This is a genomic window from Pseudoxanthomonas yeongjuensis (assembly GCF_010093345.1).
Taxonomy (GTDB): domain Bacteria; phylum Pseudomonadota; class Gammaproteobacteria; order Xanthomonadales; family Xanthomonadaceae; genus Pseudoxanthomonas_A; species Pseudoxanthomonas_A yeongjuensis.
Genome location: NZ_PDWT01000004.1, coordinates 217,506 through 234,210 on the forward strand (window position 1 = coordinate 217,506; position 16,705 = coordinate 234,210).

Annotated in this window: 8 protein-coding genes; 1 reads left to right on the forward strand and 7 read right to left on the reverse strand. The window is 65.7% G+C overall.

What is annotated here, in order from left to right; genetic code table 11:
* Positions 1-35: 35 nt before the first annotated feature.
* The 5 genes from CSC74_RS12955 to CSC74_RS12975 form a co-directional block, all read right to left on the reverse strand.
* Positions 36-2,360, reverse strand: coding sequence for a ligand-binding sensor domain-containing protein (locus CSC74_RS12955; protein ID WP_162314898.1), 2,325 nt, complete (start codon positions 2,358-2,360; stop codon positions 36-38).
* Between the two features lie 326 nt (positions 2,361-2,686).
* Positions 2,687-4,672 (reverse strand): DUF11 domain-containing protein, encoded by a 1,986-nt coding sequence (locus CSC74_RS12960; protein WP_162314899.1) that lies wholly within the window; start codon positions 4,670-4,672, stop codon positions 2,687-2,689.
* A 22-nt stretch (positions 4,673-4,694) separates the two neighbouring features.
* Entirely contained in the window at positions 4,695-8,402 is a 3,708-nt protein-coding gene (locus CSC74_RS12965) for a TonB-dependent receptor (protein ID WP_162314900.1), read from the reverse strand.
* 20 nt (positions 8,403-8,422) lie between these two features.
* Positions 8,423-13,696 (reverse strand): OmpA family protein, encoded by a 5,274-nt coding sequence (locus CSC74_RS12970; protein ID WP_162314901.1) that lies wholly within the window; start codon positions 13,694-13,696, stop codon positions 8,423-8,425.
* Positions 13,697-13,776: 80 nt separating this feature from the next.
* Entirely contained in the window at positions 13,777-14,007 is a 231-nt protein-coding gene (locus CSC74_RS12975) for a hypothetical protein (RefSeq protein WP_162314902.1), read from the reverse strand.
* Between the two features lie 247 nt (positions 14,008-14,254).
* Between CSC74_RS12975 and CSC74_RS12980 the strand changes: the two genes are divergently transcribed.
* A complete protein-coding gene (locus CSC74_RS12980; RefSeq protein WP_162314903.1) occupies positions 14,255-14,977 on the forward strand; it encodes a response regulator transcription factor in 723 nt (240 codons plus the stop codon).
* A 216-nt stretch (positions 14,978-15,193) separates the two neighbouring features.
* Here CSC74_RS12980 and CSC74_RS17760 read toward each other — a convergent pair whose 3' ends face one another.
* Together CSC74_RS17760 and CSC74_RS12990 are read right to left on the reverse strand one after the other, a co-directional pair.
* The gene (locus tag CSC74_RS17760) at positions 15,194-15,763 is read right to left on the reverse strand and encodes a VIT1/CCC1 transporter family protein (protein ID WP_425501462.1); all 570 of its coding nucleotides are present in this window, start codon (positions 15,761-15,763) and stop codon (positions 15,194-15,196) included.
* Positions 15,764-15,933: 170 nt separating this feature from the next.
* Complete coding sequence (locus tag CSC74_RS12990) at positions 15,934-16,701, reverse strand: SapC family protein (protein WP_162314905.1); 768 nt, start codon at positions 16,699-16,701, stop codon at positions 15,934-15,936.
* Positions 16,702-16,705: the final 4 nt, after the last annotated feature.

Below are 16,705 nucleotides of genomic sequence, written 5' to 3' on the forward strand. Positions count from 1 at the left end.
GAATGAATGAATGAATGAGAAACTATCCCTAACGCCTAACGCAACGCAATCGCTCCCTTCGACCGCTCCTGTTTCTCATCCAGCCGGGTGCTCCCGACCAGCACCAGCAGGCCCATCAATGTCGCCAGCGTCCAGATCCAGGGGCGCAGGTACCACGGCTGCGGCTGGATGATCGTCAGTTGCGCCGGAACCGGCGACCAGGAGCCGCCCGCGGTGCGCGCCTGGACTTCGAACAGGTGCTTTCCCCAGGGAATCGAAGGGTAAAGAATGCTGCGGTTCTGTTCGGCCTCGACCCAGTCGCGATCGAATCCGGAAAGACGGAAACGGAAACGGGTTTCCCGGGGCCGGCTCAAGTTGATCGCCGTGTAGTGGATCTCCAGGTTCCGCGCAAAGGGCTGCAGCGTCAGGGCCGATCCGGCGATCTCTTGCGCATTGCCGGCGACTGCCACCTGTTCGATGTACGGCCGGAGCAGCGCGGGCCGGGTGTCCGGCACATCAGCCGGGTCGACGACGGCAAAACCTTCCACCATGGAGAACCATAACCGGCCCTGCGCATCGCGGTGACAGGGGGACGAGGTCCCACCATTGATTTCAGACGGTACCAATCCATCGTTCGCGGCATACCCCACGGATTCGATTTCGGCTGCCGCAGCCTCCGGTGCCGTCAGCAAGGCCACGCCCTGGTTGCCTCCCAGCCACAAGCGCCCGTGGTTATCGGGCAGGATGCACGACACCGTGTCGTCCGACAGGCCATTGCTGCTGGTATAGCGCCGCACCCGCCCGTCCTGTATGCGATTGAGGCCGCCGCCGTAGGTTCCCACCCAGAGCACATTGGTGGCGGCATCCTCGTACAGGGCCCGGGCGAAGCGGGAGGACAGCCCCTCCCGCTGCGTCCACCGCTCGACGACCTTGTCGCCGACCAGTCGCAGTACGCCCTGGTCGCCGACGAACCAATGCCCTCCGCGCGCGGCCGCGACCACGCGATTGATGCGCATGCCTTGCAGCGCTTCGATGCGGCGACGCCGGGCGATGCGCCCTTCGGCATCGATGTCCAGCACATACGTCGAACGGTGCACGCTGGCGAGATAACGCCCGTCCTCGTCCTGCCAGATGTTGACCGATTGCGCGCCGGGCCAGGCAGCGACACGGCTGAGCTCGCCGTTTTCGATCCGGGCCAGGGTGCCCGCCGCCGTCCCGATCCAGAGCGCGCCGGCGTGGTCGAGCAGCAGGCTGGAAACGCAGTCGTTTCTCACCCCCAGCCGGATCGGCAGCGTCTGCACGCTGCCGTCTTTTCGCCAATGGCGCAGGTCCCCGCAGGACAACCCGAACCACAAGCCGTCCTGACCGTCGGCTATCACTGCCCGGCCGGCTTCGTTCGTTCCCAGTTGCGGTGCCGATAGTCGCCCGAACAGCGATTTGCGCAGTCGCAACAGTCCCTTGCTGGCGGTGCCGATCCAGAGATTCCCTTCATCGTCGTACGACAGACTGGTGATGCCGATGCCGGACAACTCCGGCATCTCGTGCCATGCGCCCGCCTCGTTCTCACGCTTGAGCGTCCAAGTGCCTTCGGAAACCCACCACCGGCCATCCGCATCGCGCGTGGCGTAGCCGGGCCGCTCCACATCCAGCGATATCCATTTCCCATCCACAGGGTGGTACCGGTACAACCTGCGTTCGGTCCCCACCAGCAACATTTTGCCGTCGCGCTTCAAGATGCGCACCAGCTTGTCGCCATCGGGGAGGCGAATGGCACGAAGCTGACGTCCGACCACGACGCGGAAGCCCCCGTGCCCCCCGATATAGACGTGGCCATCGCTGCCCTCGGCCAGATAATCGTAGCCGAGTGGGCCAGGCGGTTCGAACAGGACCGCCTGTTGTCCGTCAGGCGGCAGGTAATGGATGCCCGCGCTGCTTGCGATCCATATCGTCCGATCCGCCGCCTGCAATATGCCGCTGACCTGGCAGGTGCCGCCGCACATCGGGAGGTGCCGGAACACTCCCTGCTCGAGTACGCTCAAGCCGGCATTTTCCGTCCCGATCCATAGCCGCGCGCGGTCGTCCTCATAGAGAGCCAGGATCCGGTCGCTGGAGGGCCCGCCTTTCGGATCAGGCGAATCGGTGGCCGTGACATTCCTGAAGGCGCTGAATGTCCGCCCGTCGAAGCGGGCCAGCCCACCGAAGGTGCCAACCCACAGATACCCGTCGCGGGTCTGCAGGATGGAAGTCACACCCGCCTGGGGAAGGCCATCGTCGCTGGTGAATACGGTCGGCACCGTCGTGTGGCCGGGTTGCACTGTGTTCGATGCCAGTACGGGGCCGCACGCCACCAGCAGCCCGACGATCAGGAAAATCAGCCGCATCGAAATGACTGCCCCCAGCAGAAATCTGCCCTGCGTCATTGTGACGTGAGGCAGTCCATCAACGTAAGACCGGTTACTCATTCCTGAAGCGTGATGTGATGCGTGTCACAAAACACTCTGGCGCAAGAAACCTGTCACGCAGGCAGCGTATCGATCACGTGGCTCCACCGGGGTTCGTGGCCGGGACAATGCGGCATATGTCGCAACACAAGCCTCTGCGAAGGATTCCCGAACCGGCGTGGCCGATGCCGTCAGCCGGCAGCAGCCATCCGCTCGACGCCCCATCAAGGACGACGACCCGGCGTAACGCCAGGTCGTCGACGACTTTACGGAACGCTCAACGTGCAGGTCATGCGCAGGGTCACCGTGCCATCCACCGGCAACGTCGGGATGACCAGACCCGTCGCCGCCTGCAACTGGGCGACGGTCGGGGAAGCCGGACACACCGCACCACCGGCGGCGTCGCAGGTCAGCGTCGCGCTGGCGCAGTCGATGCCCGCCACCGCCGGATCCTTGACGACCGCCCCGTCACCCGCCCCCTCGGGGCCGTTGTTGGACACGACGATGGTATAGGTCACCGAACCGCCGTCTACAACGGTGGGCGAGGAGGCGGTCTTGGTGATCGCCAGATCCACGTCGCGCCCCAGCACCTCGTCCACCGTGGGCTGGTTGCCGGGCACCCCGGCATCGGCATCGCTGAAGTCCTCCAGGTCGGCGCCCAGCAGTTCACCGAAATAGTCGTAGCGCCCCTGGTTGTTGATGATGGTGCCCACCGGTGTATCGGTCTTCACCCGCACCCGGAAGCGGATCTGGAAGCTTTCGTTCTGCGCCAGCACTCCACCCTGCGTCCCATTCGCACCGACACCAAGCCGGAACACCACCTGGTTGTTGACCGCGTCGAACTCGGCCTGGTCGCCGTCGGCCTCATCGCTTTTGGATCCGGCGTTGGTGCCTGCGACGATCGCCAGGCTGCCCGGTACATACTCGGTGTGCTCGGGAATGGCATCGGTGAACACGACGTTGCTGGCATTGTCGCTGCCATCGTTGCGGGCGCCGACGGTGTAGGTCAGCTCGTCCCCCGGATAGACGTCTCCGGAAGGATCGGACGACACGGACGTCTTCACCCGATCGACCAGGACCGGCACGTAGATGTCGTTGGCCAGGCTGACCATGCCGATGTAGATGGTCTCGTTGGTCGTGCCACGCAGCCGCGCGAGCGCCGAAGTCGCGCCGTTGGGCAGCGGCACGTTCGGCGTCTGGATATCGAGATCCATGCCGAGTGTATTGAGATAATTGGGAACCATGCCGCTGGTGACGCCGGTGACCATGGCGCCGTCGCGGCTGATGGTGCTGTTCCAGTAGTTGTTGGTCGAGTTGGCGGGGTTGAACACATTGCTCAGGCTACCGGCGTCGGGACCGAACTGCAGGCCGACGAAGCCGTCTTCCTCGTTGCGGTCGCCGTCCCAGGCCAGCACACCCAGGCGCGAGGCCACCGGGCCGGACAGTGGCGTCTGGAAACCGCTCACCTGCACGTCCAGCGGTTGGGACGAACTGTTGGCACGCTGCCAACCGTCGAACACGGTCAGGTTGCGCAACGGCTGTGTCTGGTCGCGGTACGCGACCACCAGGCTCCAGCCACCCCAGGTATCGGCCGAGAAATTGAGGCTGGCCACATCCGCCACGACATAGTCGCCATTGGGGTCGGCACTGAGGATGTCGGTCACTTCTTCGAAGGCTTGGTACTGTCGGCGTCCGCTGCCCGGCGCCGACATGATGTCGAGCTGTTCGGCCACAAGCTCGATGTAGTTCCCGGCGCCGGGCAGACGCAACTTCACGCGCCTTGCATCGAAGTCACTGCCAGTGCTGCCCGCCAGCGAACCGCTCCAGTACAGGCCCGCGAACAGTACCGTGGCACCCGGCGGCAGTTCCAACCTGGCCTGGCTGGAGCTGAGAAGCACGTTGGGATCATTCTCGATCTTGATGTGGCGCATCGTGAACTGGTTGTTGGAGTGGGTGGTGAGGCCGCCGACGCGGGTATCCCCCCGGCTGTCGCCGCACGCCGCGAGGCCGGGCGTCTGGCCATAGGTGTCACAGTTCATCGTGACGTTACCGATAAGGGCGATGTCGCCCGGTGCGTTGGTCGTGAAGCGCGGCTCGAACGCCCGCTGCGCATGCGCCGGCCAGGCGGCCAGCAGCACCGAGCCGAACAACACCAGCGCGATGATCGCGCGCGCCGCGAACAGGCCGGCGCCCTTGCGCCTGCGCGTCGCCGCCCATGGCTCGAGTGGTTCGAATCGCGCCGTGGCTTTCATGCTTGCTTGTGCCGTTCCCATGTCAGTAGCTTCCAACGAAGTTGATGAACCACCCGCGGTGGTCGTAATCGAAGTCGGTCAGGTCGTCGCTGAACTCGGTGAAGTTGTAGCCGACGCCCAGGCGCAGGTTCTTGGTGATGTCGCGATCGACCCCCAACAGCCAGCCGGTACGGGTGCCGCCGTCGGCGACATCCAGCCAGCGATACTCGGCCAGCGCATGCCACTGCCGCGGCAGGTCGTAGCGCAGCTGCGCGGCGGCGAAAGTGGTGGTGGAATCGAACCATGCCCCATTGCCGCGTCCGTAGCGCACTTCGCCCTCGCGCCGCGCCAGCTTGCCGGCCACTTCCCAGGAATGATCGAGGCGGTAGACGCCTTCGAGCGAAAGCACCTGGGTCTTCTGGTCGTAGCTCGCACCGCCGACCTGGCCCAGCGTGGCCAGGTCGTACAGATAGCTGTAACGACCGAACACGCCCCACCTGTCCCCGTTCCACGGACGGTACGCGAAACCGACATTGCCTTCGATGAACTTCGCGCCGGCCGCCGGATTGATCTCGTCGTCGGTATCGGCATAGTTGAAGCGCGCGGCGATGCGCCAGCTTTCGTTGAGCTTGTGCGTCAGCCGGTTCGTCGACACCCACTGGGTCCTGCGTTCGGCACCGCTGTCGCGACGCCATTCCAGCTTGCTGTTCCAGGCGGTCGTCGGCGAGGTGCGCCCGCCGCTGATGCTGATCGCCTGGCGCTCCACCTGGCCGCCGTCGCGGTTGTCGAGTTCGCCTTCGCTGAGGGTGAAGCCCGCGTTCCAGCCCACCGCCGGATAGAAATCCATGCCGAAGGTGTGGGCCAGGCCGGTTTCGTTGCGCTCCTTCAGGAACTGGCTTTCATTGAACACGTTGACCTGGTCGGACAACCGCCAGCGCTGGCCCAGGGTCCAGCCGTTGTTCGCGGAGGGGTTGAACAGCGGGTCGTACGCGGTGGTGTCGGTCGAGTAGGTGTAGTTGCCGTAGAAGCTGTGCTGCGGCGACACCCGGTACTCGGCGTTCACCTGCGCCGCGTGGCCGCGGTCGCCGTCCGTCAGTTCGGCACCGACCGTCGACAGGTTGGCGAAGTTGTAGCGCCCGCCCAGCGTGTAGGCATCGTTGTCGGCGTAGGCGCCGCCATCATCGTCCAGCGTGAACTGCGCGGTGCCGTAGACATCCAGCGCGGTGCCGATGCGATGGGTATAGCGCAATGCGCCGAGGATGCCGGCCGATTGCGAGGACGCCCGCTTCTCCTCCACACGGCGGGCTTCGGCGGTCAGCGCGTTGTACTCGGCGAACCGCCATTCCAGCGTCGCCTGCGCCTGGGTCAGCGTCTCGCCCCCGCGTTCGGCGCGGCTGTAGCGCGCGTACATGCCCAGGTCGTCGCTCAGCTGCCCGAGCAGCTCGGCGCCGTACTCCTCGATGTCCTGGCCGGTGTCGTAGCGCGAGATCGAGTAACCGTGGCCTACCTTGCGCCACCACGCGCCCGCGCTCATGTCGCGTTCGGTCCAGCCGAGCTCGCGGAAGTTGGCCCTTGCCTCGAGCGAGCTGGCCTCGCCTTCGCGCGCGCCAGTGGGATTGAGCCGGGTGAAGCTCAGGCCACCGTTGTCGGAGAAGAACACCGGTGCGCTGGTCGACTCGGTCTGCGCGTGTTCCAGCTTAACGTAGGTGCCCTTGCCGGCCTGCAGGGTCAGGTCGGCGGCGGTCAGGGTGTAGTCCTCGCCGGCGCGGTTCTCGTCGACACGGGTCAGGCCGATGCCGACATGGTCGCCGAACCAGTGCTTGGCGCGTACGCCCATGGCGATTTCATCGGCGTCGAAGTCGGTCGGCACCCATTCGTAATCCGCGATCAGGCGCTGTTCCAGTCCATCGAGCGGCGCGTCGCGGGTGATCGTCGGCATGTTCTCGCGGGTCAGCTGCGCGAGCGGCCGGGTCAGCAGGATCCGGCCCTGCAACTCGTCGATCTCGTAATCCGCGCCGCGCAACATCTCGACCCGCCGTTCGACCCGGCCGGTGGCCGCGTCGCGGATCTCGAGCACCACATGGTCGGAACCGGGCAGCACGTCGGTGTGGCGCAGGTAGTACAGGCTGCCGCCGGTACCGATGAACTCGCTGTGTCCCGGCGCGGTCTGCGCCTCGGACGCGAATGCGCGCAGTTCGGTGTTCGGCGCGCCCCAGGCGTTCGCACCGCGCGAACGCCAGTTCAGCGCCGCGCCATACAGCGAGCGCGAGTACTGGCCGAACTCGGTGCCGGTGATGCCGGTGGCGAAGTTGCCCCACAGCGCCTCGTTCTTGTCCCAGTCCATGCGCACGTAGAAGCGGCCCATGGTGTCGACGTCGCGGAACGTGCTGGAGTCGTCGCCGTAGGTCGGGTAGTACAGGTCCGGATCGACGCGACGGAAGATGTCCTGCGGATCGGCTTTGGTGAAACCGTCGAACAGGTCTTCGAGCGGACGTTCCTGGGTATCCGCCTGCGCGGTCACCAGGTACTTGCCGCCGAGCTTGGCCTTGCCATAGAAGGCCAGCCGACCGTCGCTGAGGATGTCGTCTTCGCGCCCTGCTCTCGCCAGGTCCTTGCCGGGGCCGCTGGCGCTGTTCTCGTAGGCCGTCACGTCGGCGATGCCGACGCCGAAGAAGTAGCGGCCGGTGACCTCGACCTCCAGCATGTGGCTGGCCGCCGGCGCGTCGTCGCGCCCGGCCAGTTCGATCTTGTAATCGTGCTTGCCGATCGGTTCCAGGTATTCGGCGACGAACTTGCGTTCCAGGTCGACGGGGTAGTTCTCGCCGTTGATCAGGAGCGCGCGTCCTTCCGGCAGGTTCCGGCCCTGCACGCGCACCCGCGAACCGTAGATCGGGATGTTCTGCTGACGCAGCCCGTTGCTGGAGAAGGCATCGTCGACCAGACTCTGGCCCAGCGCCTGGTCGACCCCGAGCGAGGTTCCCAGGGACTTCTCCACGTTGTCGCGCAATTGCAGCGTGCCGCGCTCGGCCTCGTCCGGGCGCACCAGTTGCAGCTTGCGCGGCTGGGTTTCGTCGAAGTTGCCTTCGGCATCCCAGGCGCGCAGCACGTAGATCAGTTCATCGCCGGCGCGGAACCGCCCGTTGGCCGGCAACTCGCCGTTCCACTCGGTCTCGGACACGGCGGCGACGTCGATCGGCAGCTGCGCGATCGGCTTGATCAGGTCGGCATCGGTCGCGCGGAATACCGCGATCTCCATGCGATCGATGAAGGCCGGGTAGTTGCCGCGCACGAAGAAGCGCACCGGTTCGGTGATCGCCTTGCCGTCGAAGCCGGCCATCGAAGGCGCCGAGACCGACAGCTCTGGCTCGCCCAGGGCCGGGTCTTCGGTCGCCCAGATCACCCCGCCACCGGGCAGGTGCACCAGGAAATTGCCGACCGCTTCGGCGCGGCCTGGGCGTTCCAGGCCGATGCTGACGCGGCGGTCCGGCTGCAAGGCCTCGGACGAGGACGCTGCGCTGGTCCCGCTGGTCACCGGCTCGTCGTAGCTCCGGGTCCGCAGTTGGAACAACAGCCCTTCGTCGGTGTTGCAGCCGTCGTCGCCGCAGTCGATCCCGGCCGCCTGGGCCTCGTCGATCAGCTCGGGCACCGGAGTGGCGGCCTCTTCTTGCGCGGCATCCGCGGCGTCCTGGGCCAAGGCCTGGGGCGCCATGCCGGCCAGCAGGCCGATCAGGGTGTAGTCGAGCAGTTTCATCTTAATGTTCACGCCGGCCCTCACTTTTGTTCCGTCCCGAGGGGGGCGTTCGGATCGTTGCTGGATTGCACGCGCAGGTGCGCACGCGCCGCCGGGCTCAGCCGCTTCACGAGCGCATCGAAGACCGATTGCGCGCGCCTGAGCCCGAGTGCCGTGTTGTATGCGTGTGACGCGCGCACGTCGGTATGCCCCACGATCCCGACCGCGCCTCCCCCCATTTCCTCAAGACGCTTGGCGACGCTGTCGAGCAGGCCCTCGAACTCCGGCCTGATCGTGGAACGGTCGGTATCGAACAGCACCGTGCCCAACAGCGTTTCGCTGCCGCCCAGCATCGCGACCAGCGAGTGCGGGTCGTCCACCTTGGTGCGCAGGACGACGCTCAATGCCTTGGCCGCGGCCTCGCTGGTCTTGGCGACCAGCGCATCGCGCACCGCTTCGGCCCGGGCGAAAGCCAGCGCCTCGTTGCCGGCTTCGGCGGTGATGATCACCTCGCCGCCGCCATGGGCATCGACCTGCTCGGCCATCTTCGCGATCGCGGGCATGTACTTGGCCCGGACCTCCGCGCTGTCCGCCGCGAAGATGACTTCGCCCAGTTGCAGTTCCAGCCGTTGCGTCGAACCCGGGATTTCCTGTACCGGCAGCTTCACGCCGAAGCCGAAGCGTACCGGTACCCCGGGCGTGATCCGGCGCACCAGCGGATTTTCGGTGGTGAACACGGTTTGCGGCGGTAGTGTCGCCGGGTCGACCTTGAGGATGAAGTTGCGACCATGCGCACCCTCACCGCCCTGCACGTCGATCAGGTGGAAGCGGCCGTACTGGTCGGTCTCGATCAACAGGCCTTCCACCGATGCGACGCGCACGCCCGGAATACCGCGTTCGTCGATGCCGGCGTTGCCGATGGCATAGCTGACCTCGTAGCCGCCTTCGACGCGCGCCACACGACGTTCGACCGTCGGCTCGCCGGCACCGATCCCCTTGATGGCGTCGCCGCTGCGCACGATCGTGGTGTCGCCGGCGGCGTCCATGCGCAGGGTGAGCCCCTGTGCGCTGGTCAGGACGAAGTCGCCGTCGAACGTCAGCTCGCGCAGCCGCTGGCGGATCACCACCTGGCGGACGCTCTTGTCCGCGATGGACCCGCGACCTTCGATCTTGCCGACCTCGAGGCCGTGCAGCAGCGGCGCGCTCGCATCGGCCTGCGGCACCGGGCCCTGGCCACGGTCGATCGTGGTCGAACCGGCGATGTATACGTCCGCGGCGAAGCCCCCTTGCACGCGCACGCCATCCAGCTCCGCACTGTCCTGCCAGCCGTCGCCATCGCGGTCGTCGAAGACGGTGCCGAACACCAGGCTGTCGTCGAGCAGCGGATCGGAATCGACGATCACCTGCGCGGTCGCGACGTTGGACACCGGTTCCCCATCGATGCCGACCGCCACCGCTTCGTTGATGTAGACGCCCGGACGCACGCCGGCGCCCACGCGCAGCAGGTAGACCACGGTGGCCTGTTCGCCCACGGCGATGTCCAGGCCCTCGACGCGCAACGGCGACTGGCTTGCGCCGAGGTTGAAGGCGCCGTCGCCATCGGCCACCGACATCGAGCCTTCGACGTAGCTGAAGCCTGCCGGCGGGGTGTCGAGCACCGTGCCATTGGCGAGGTTGCGCGTGCCCACGTTCTCGATCGTCAGGGTATAGCGCAGCAGGTCGCCGATCTTCGCGGTGCGCGAACCCACGGCCTTGGTGATGCGCAGCGAGGTGTCGTCGACCACCTTGTGCGTGGTCTCGCACACGCCGCACTCGGGCGCGATGCCCACGGATTCGCCGGTGACGAGGTTGACGACATTGGTGCCGGCATCCGCGTTCACGGTCGCCGTGTAAGTGAAGGTGGTGGCGCCGGGCACGGTCCCGGCGGGCAGCACGCAGCGGAACCCGTCTCCGGAAGGCGTGCAACCGGCAGGCAGCGCCGCCAGGTCGAGGCCGACGCCCGGCGCGTCGACCAGGTACACGTCGTCCAGCGTGGCGGAGTTCTCCACCACGGCGGTCAGCGTGTACGCGATGGCGTCGCCGATCCGGACTTCCGCTCCGGTGCCCGGGTCGGACGACTTCGAAATGGTGATCTTGGGATCGGCCAACAGGTGCTCCACGCTGCAGCTGCTGCAGTCGGGCGTGTCCCCGCCGCCGCCTGTCGCGGCGACCTGGTTGAGGACCTGCTTCTTCGCGTCCGCGCCGACGGTGGCGGTGTAGGCCACTTCGTAGAGCCCCGGCAGCGTGCCGACCGGCAGCACGCACTCGAGCGTGCCCGAGCAGGTGAACGCGCCCGCATCGGTGACCTCGCCGAAGCCGAGGCCCGGGCCGAGGGTGTCGGTCAGCGTGAACGGCTGGGTGGTGGCCGAATTGGCCACGGTGACCGCCACCGTGTAGGCGATGGTGTCGCCGACGCGCACCTCGGTGCCGGCGGCCGGATCGGCCGACTTGACCACCGTGATGGCGACCGGCTTGATCTGGTGCTCGGTCGCGCAGGTCGCGCAGATCGGGTCGGGATCGCCACCCTGTGGATTGGTGGCGGTCACGGTGTTGCCCACCATGCCGGTCGCGTCGGGATCGACCTTGGCGGTGTAGGTGATGGCGTAGACGCCCCTATCGGTGCCCAAGGGCAGCGTGCAATCGAGTTCGCCGCTGCAGGTGAACGCGCCGGCGCTGGTCACCGCACCGAAACTCAGGCCATCGCCCAGCACGTCGGCCAGGGTGATGTCCTCGGTCGTGGTCGATTTCGCGACGGTCACCGTCAACGTGTATTCGATGGTGTCCCCGGGCAGCACGGTGCTGCCCGTCGCCGGATTGGCGGTCTTGGTCACCGTGGTCTCGGTGGGCACGATCTTGTGCTCGGTCGCGCAGGTCGCGCATTCCGGGTCGGGATCCCCGCCCTGCGGATTGGTGGCGATCACGGTGTTGCCCACCGTGCCGGTGGCGCTCGCATCGACCGTGGCCGTGTAGGTGACCACGTGCGGGCCGATTCCTGCGAACTCGGGCAATACGCAGGTCAGTTCGCCATTGCAGTCGAACCCGACGGCGCTGGTCACCTCCTTGAAGGTCAGGCCCGCGCCCAGGGTGTCTTCCAGGGTGATCGCCTCGGTGGTGATGGAGTTCGCGATCGTGACCGTCAGCGTGTACTCGATCGTGTCCCCTGGCGCCACCGTGCTGCCCGTCGCCGGGTTGGCGCTCTTGGTCACCACGATCTCCGCGGGCACGATGTTGTGCTCGGTCGTGCACGAGGTGCAGACCGGGTCGGGATCGCCGCCCTGCGCGTTGCGCGCTTCCACGCTGTTGTTGACCTTGTCGACCGCATCGGCATCGACTTGCGCGGTATAGGTGATGACGTAGGTGCCGATGTCCGCACCTGCGAGCAGCGTGCACTCCAGGGCGCCGCTGCAGTCGAAGCCGCCGGCACTGGTCACGGCGCCGAGGGTCAGGCCGTTGCCCAGCGTGTCTTCCAGCACCAAGTCCTGGGTGGTGGCCGCGTTGGCGACCGTGACCGTCAGCGTGTACCCGATGGTGGCCGTCGGCAGTACGGTGCTGCCGGAAGCCGGATCGGCGGTCTTGACCACCGTGATGGCCGCCAGCAGCGGGTTGGTCGTGGTGCACGCGGTGCAGGTGCCGGTATCGGTCACCACACTGTTCGACACCGAGGTGTTCGCGTCCTGGTCAACCGTCGCCGAGTACACGATCTCGTAGTCGTCGATCGGCGTGCCCTGCGGCAGTGTGCATTCGAGGCCGTCGCTGGCGGTGGTGCAGACGAAACCGCTGTCGGAAACGATCTCGTCGAAGGTCAGGCCGTTACCCAGGGTATCGGTCACGACCACCGGCGTGTTGGTGGGGGCGTTGGCCACCGAGACCGTCACCGTGTAGGTGATCGTGTCCTCTGCCTTCACCGGCGTGCCGTTGCCCACGTCCGACGACTTGGACACGGTGACCACGGAGGCGGCGAGCGGCGTCACCTCGTCGCAATCGTTGCCCGTCGCTCTGCAATCGACGTCGGTCACACTCACGTGGTTGTCGATGGTGGGGGTGCTGGCGGGCACGGTGGTGAGCACCGCGACCATGAAACGGAGGTCGACGCTGCCGCCGCCTGGCACGTTGGCGGCAACGGTGTTGGGACACGTCGTCGAACCGCTGCACGTGAAGTCATTGCCGATGGCCACGACAGCCGTGTGATCCGGCAAGGTCTCGATGACATCGCCTGGAGCCAGCGCGGTCACGATGCCGCCGCCGTTGGCGAGATGGATGTTATAGGTCAGCGTATCGCCCGGCCTGACAGGCTCGCCGGGCACATAACCAGTGCCGTTGACCTGCACGAGCGTCTTGGTGACGGTCAGCGGTTCCGGCGGGGCGATGCGGGGTGTCGCGCACGAAGCGAGATCGTAAATCATTTCTTCGGCCGCTGTCGGCCCAGCGCTCACCTCGCCGGTACTCGGGTCGTAGAAGTAATACTTGGGGGTACCGCCTGAAAAATAGCCGGCCAGGAGCAAACGGCCATCGGCGGTGAACGATATGCCCTGGATGATATCGCCGATGATCGACAGGTCCGCGCGCCTGGTCGCGTTGAGATCGCCAGCGGACAGATTGACGCTATATAGCGCATCGCCAAGCACGATCCATGCCACGCCATCGGCATCGAAGGCCAGGTCGCCGGGATCGACACCGGAAAGCTGGTCGAAGTTCAGCACGCCCAGGTCCGTTTCGGTATAGGCAGTGCTGCTCGGATCTGGGTCGGGATCGAGTCGAATAATCCGCCTCCCGTTGCCGCCGACAAGGGAGATGATGTAGGCACGGCCGTCGGGCGCCACCGCCCCCATGTGGTATTGATTGGTGGCTGGCAAGCCGAACAATTGCTTAGAGCTCCAACCCCCGCCCTCGCCGTCATAGACAAGGAATTGGTCACCGCCGGACGAGTCTTCCGCCACGAGCATAAGGCGGTTGCGCGCCGAATCCACCATCAAGGCATTGCTATTACCGTACGGCGGACGGGGGAGGGCCAGTTCGGTCACCCAGGTGGGCGACCCGCTCAGGTTCGGGTCGTGTCGCCAGATGCTCCCGCCCAATCCGAGGCTGTAGGTCTGGTTGTCCACAGGACAGAAGTCGTAGGTCGCCGACGCGCCGACCGTTACGGTCGCCCGTGCGGTGTTGTTGTCCGGCGTGCCATCGATGATCGACGACGACGGCGTCACTGTGACCGTATTGGTCAGCGAGTCCTGTGCGATTGCGGGCGCAAGCGGGACCAAGGCAAGGACCAGCGAAAGCATCGTGCCTGCAAGCAGGCGATGCGACGCGACTGCGATTCCTGGAAGTTTCCCCAACACTTGTCTATCCCCTTGCTGGTGCCCTAGTTGCCGGTGGGCACGTTGGAAGTCGGCACTGCATCGATTGCGTGAGCGCCAACCGCAAATTTGATGCGGCCGTTTTCGCCTGCCGCCATGCAGGCATAAGGAAGTGCGCCAGTACGTTGCGAGGAAATCCGTGTCGAACAACAACGTCCTGCGTCGCCTTTCGGCGACATGCTGGTGCGGTGACCGCCCAGAAAAGCCTCAGTCGAGATGCGCAATGCGAAGTGCATGACCCTTCCCCATCCGCGCCCGATACTCGGCGAGGCGCAACTCTAGTTCCCGACTCTCGCGGATGCACGCACGCCACATTCCGGTTCCTCACGCGACGTGATATTCGCGCGCCGCAGCTCACCGGCGCCGCGGGATCCGACATGTTCGATGGATCGATATTCGATTGAAGTCGTTGGCCCACCGCTTCAATCGCGCCTGCGGTCATGTATGCTTCGGCCTGCTTTGGTTCTACGGTTGGATCAAGCAATGGGGATCAAGAACATTACTAAGGCTCATTCAGTACGCCCGGCGCGGCTGGCCGTGGTCGAAGACAACGACGAACTTCGCGAAAGCGTCCTGCTGCCGGAGTTGCTCGATGCCGGCTTCGAAGCCACCGGCATGGCGACCGCGCTGGAGCTTTACCGGTCCATGCTCGACACGCGCTACGACATGGTTCTCCTGGACATCGGTCTGCCGGACGACAATGGCCTGGAAATCGCGAAACGCCTGCGAAGCCTCTCGCCGACATTGGGGATCGTGATGCTCAGCGGCCACAGCGCGCCAACGGATCGCATCGCCGGCCTCGCGATCGGCGCGGATGCCTACCTGACCAAGCCAGTCGACATGTCCGAAGTCGTGGCGACGCTGCGCAACCTGGCACGCCGGGTCACCAACGAGCCTGCGGCATCCGACCACGCATCCGGACGCTGGAGACTCGACGAAAGCGGATGGCGGCTGGAGTCGCCCTCCGGCAACAAGGTCGCGCTGACCCTTGCCGAGCGCCAGGTCATCGGACTGCTTGCTGCAGCGGATGGCATGCCGGTCCGCCGCGAGGCGCTGATCGCGAACCTGGTCGACAACATCCACGATTTCGATCCGCATCGCCTGGAGGTACTGGTGTACCGGCTGCGCAGGAAATGCACGCACAAGGGCGACCAGGAGTTGCCGCTGACCACGGTGCGCGGAATCGGTTACGCGCTCACCTGGTAAGCCGGCAGCATGCTGCGGCATGCCACCGCTCGACGATCTTCGAACGCCGAGCGGGCGCCCAGACAATCCCGTTCGCTGCTGTTGCGATCCTTGGCGCATCGCCAGAGCCCATGCAAATGGGCTGCGAAGGATCCTCCAATGATCATGTCCCACCTACGGATCGAACAGGCCATCGACGATCTGCCGTGCACACGCGGACCCTTAGCTAGGGTCCGATCATAGGCAACGGATGTCTGAGCACTTTTCATCGGCACCAACCGACTCCAAAGCCGGCAGCAAGCTTGCCGATACCCGCGGTAATGCCATTGCCAACGCGCCCCAGATGAGGACCCTGGACGCAGCGCGCACAATCCACGCGTCACCAAGTTGCACCGCGCGCGCTCCCGGCCCGGCAACTAGAGCCAAAGAAGCCACTCCCACCACCGCTTCCAGACGATCTCCTTTCCAGGGCAGGACCAGCCTAATTGGCAGCGGAGTCCCGAGACAAAAAGAGACCGCAGACGAGAACGCTGCTCGTATGGGCGCGCGCGTAGCGTCGTGGATGCCGGGCTCGTCTCGCAGGTGTGTGGACAGAGCATCATGCGCAGTCAATTCGACTGCGACCCAACCGATTCCACGAGTGGGAACCTGCGCCTGCGCTGGCATGGCTTGCACGCCTTGCCGGATGTCGAACCTTGCGCTACGCGACAGGAAAGATGGCCACGAGGCATTCGTGCGCGAATCAATGCGCACGAATCGCACATCCGCCACTACAACTGGAAATCGAGGCGCTTCCGTACGCTCCATCGATCAATGACCGCAAATGAACCAGCCCCGGCGGGCCAGGCGGTTAACCATGCAAGCGGGCAGAGACCGCCAGTTGCCATAGCCGGGCCCCAACCAGGCAGCCCCGCGGGTCGGAGCAGTCAAGTCGGAGCGGAAACCAGCAATGCCTTCAGTCCGGGCGCGCCCGCCACTTATTTGGCTTGCGCAACATGGCCGAGCTGCCGCTCCATGAGGGTCGACAGCCTTCCAAGGGAGGCCAGATGCAGATTGACCAGCGAGAGCCAACCCTTGCGATGCCAGTCCACGACCGTGGTCTGGTCCAGATCCCTGAAGCGATCGGGATCGACGACCTGGAAACCGTCCAGCGCGTAGCGCCTGCCGTCGGCAAGCGTCGCGTCCGCCCGCTTGTCGATCAGGAGATCGTGTTCCCGAAGCGCGGCCACGAAGGACTTCGTGCCCACGAATTCGGCCTGGTAGGCCTCGCAGAACTGCAAGGCCTGGCGTGTGAGAGGGCTGGGCCCACCTTCCTCGAACAGCGGCACGCCCTCCGCACCTTCGCGGACGACGCGCTCGGATGCCGTATCCAGGGCGAGCGCGAAACGGTCCGATCCCGGGATAGAGACGAAGCCGAACGGGTAGCGTCGCACATACGCGGGCACATAGTGCTCCCTGTCCCAGGTGCGCTCCTCGACGAACAGATTCTCTCCTTCGGAGAGTCCCAGGATCACGACAGGAAGCAGCGTTTCGCCGGCGAAGACCACGGGATAGCTACGACTGGCCTCGCCGATCTCGCCCAGGACGATCGGCACGTAAGGGGTGCGGGCCGCAAACGCCGTGTCGCCATCCTTCAACCGCCAGCCTGCGTGCGCTTCCGAGTGGAGAACCACCGGCTTGCGGTAAAAGAGCGGTAGCGCCGCTGCCGCGGATGCATCCGTATTGTTGGCCAAGCCGGTCGTCATGTTG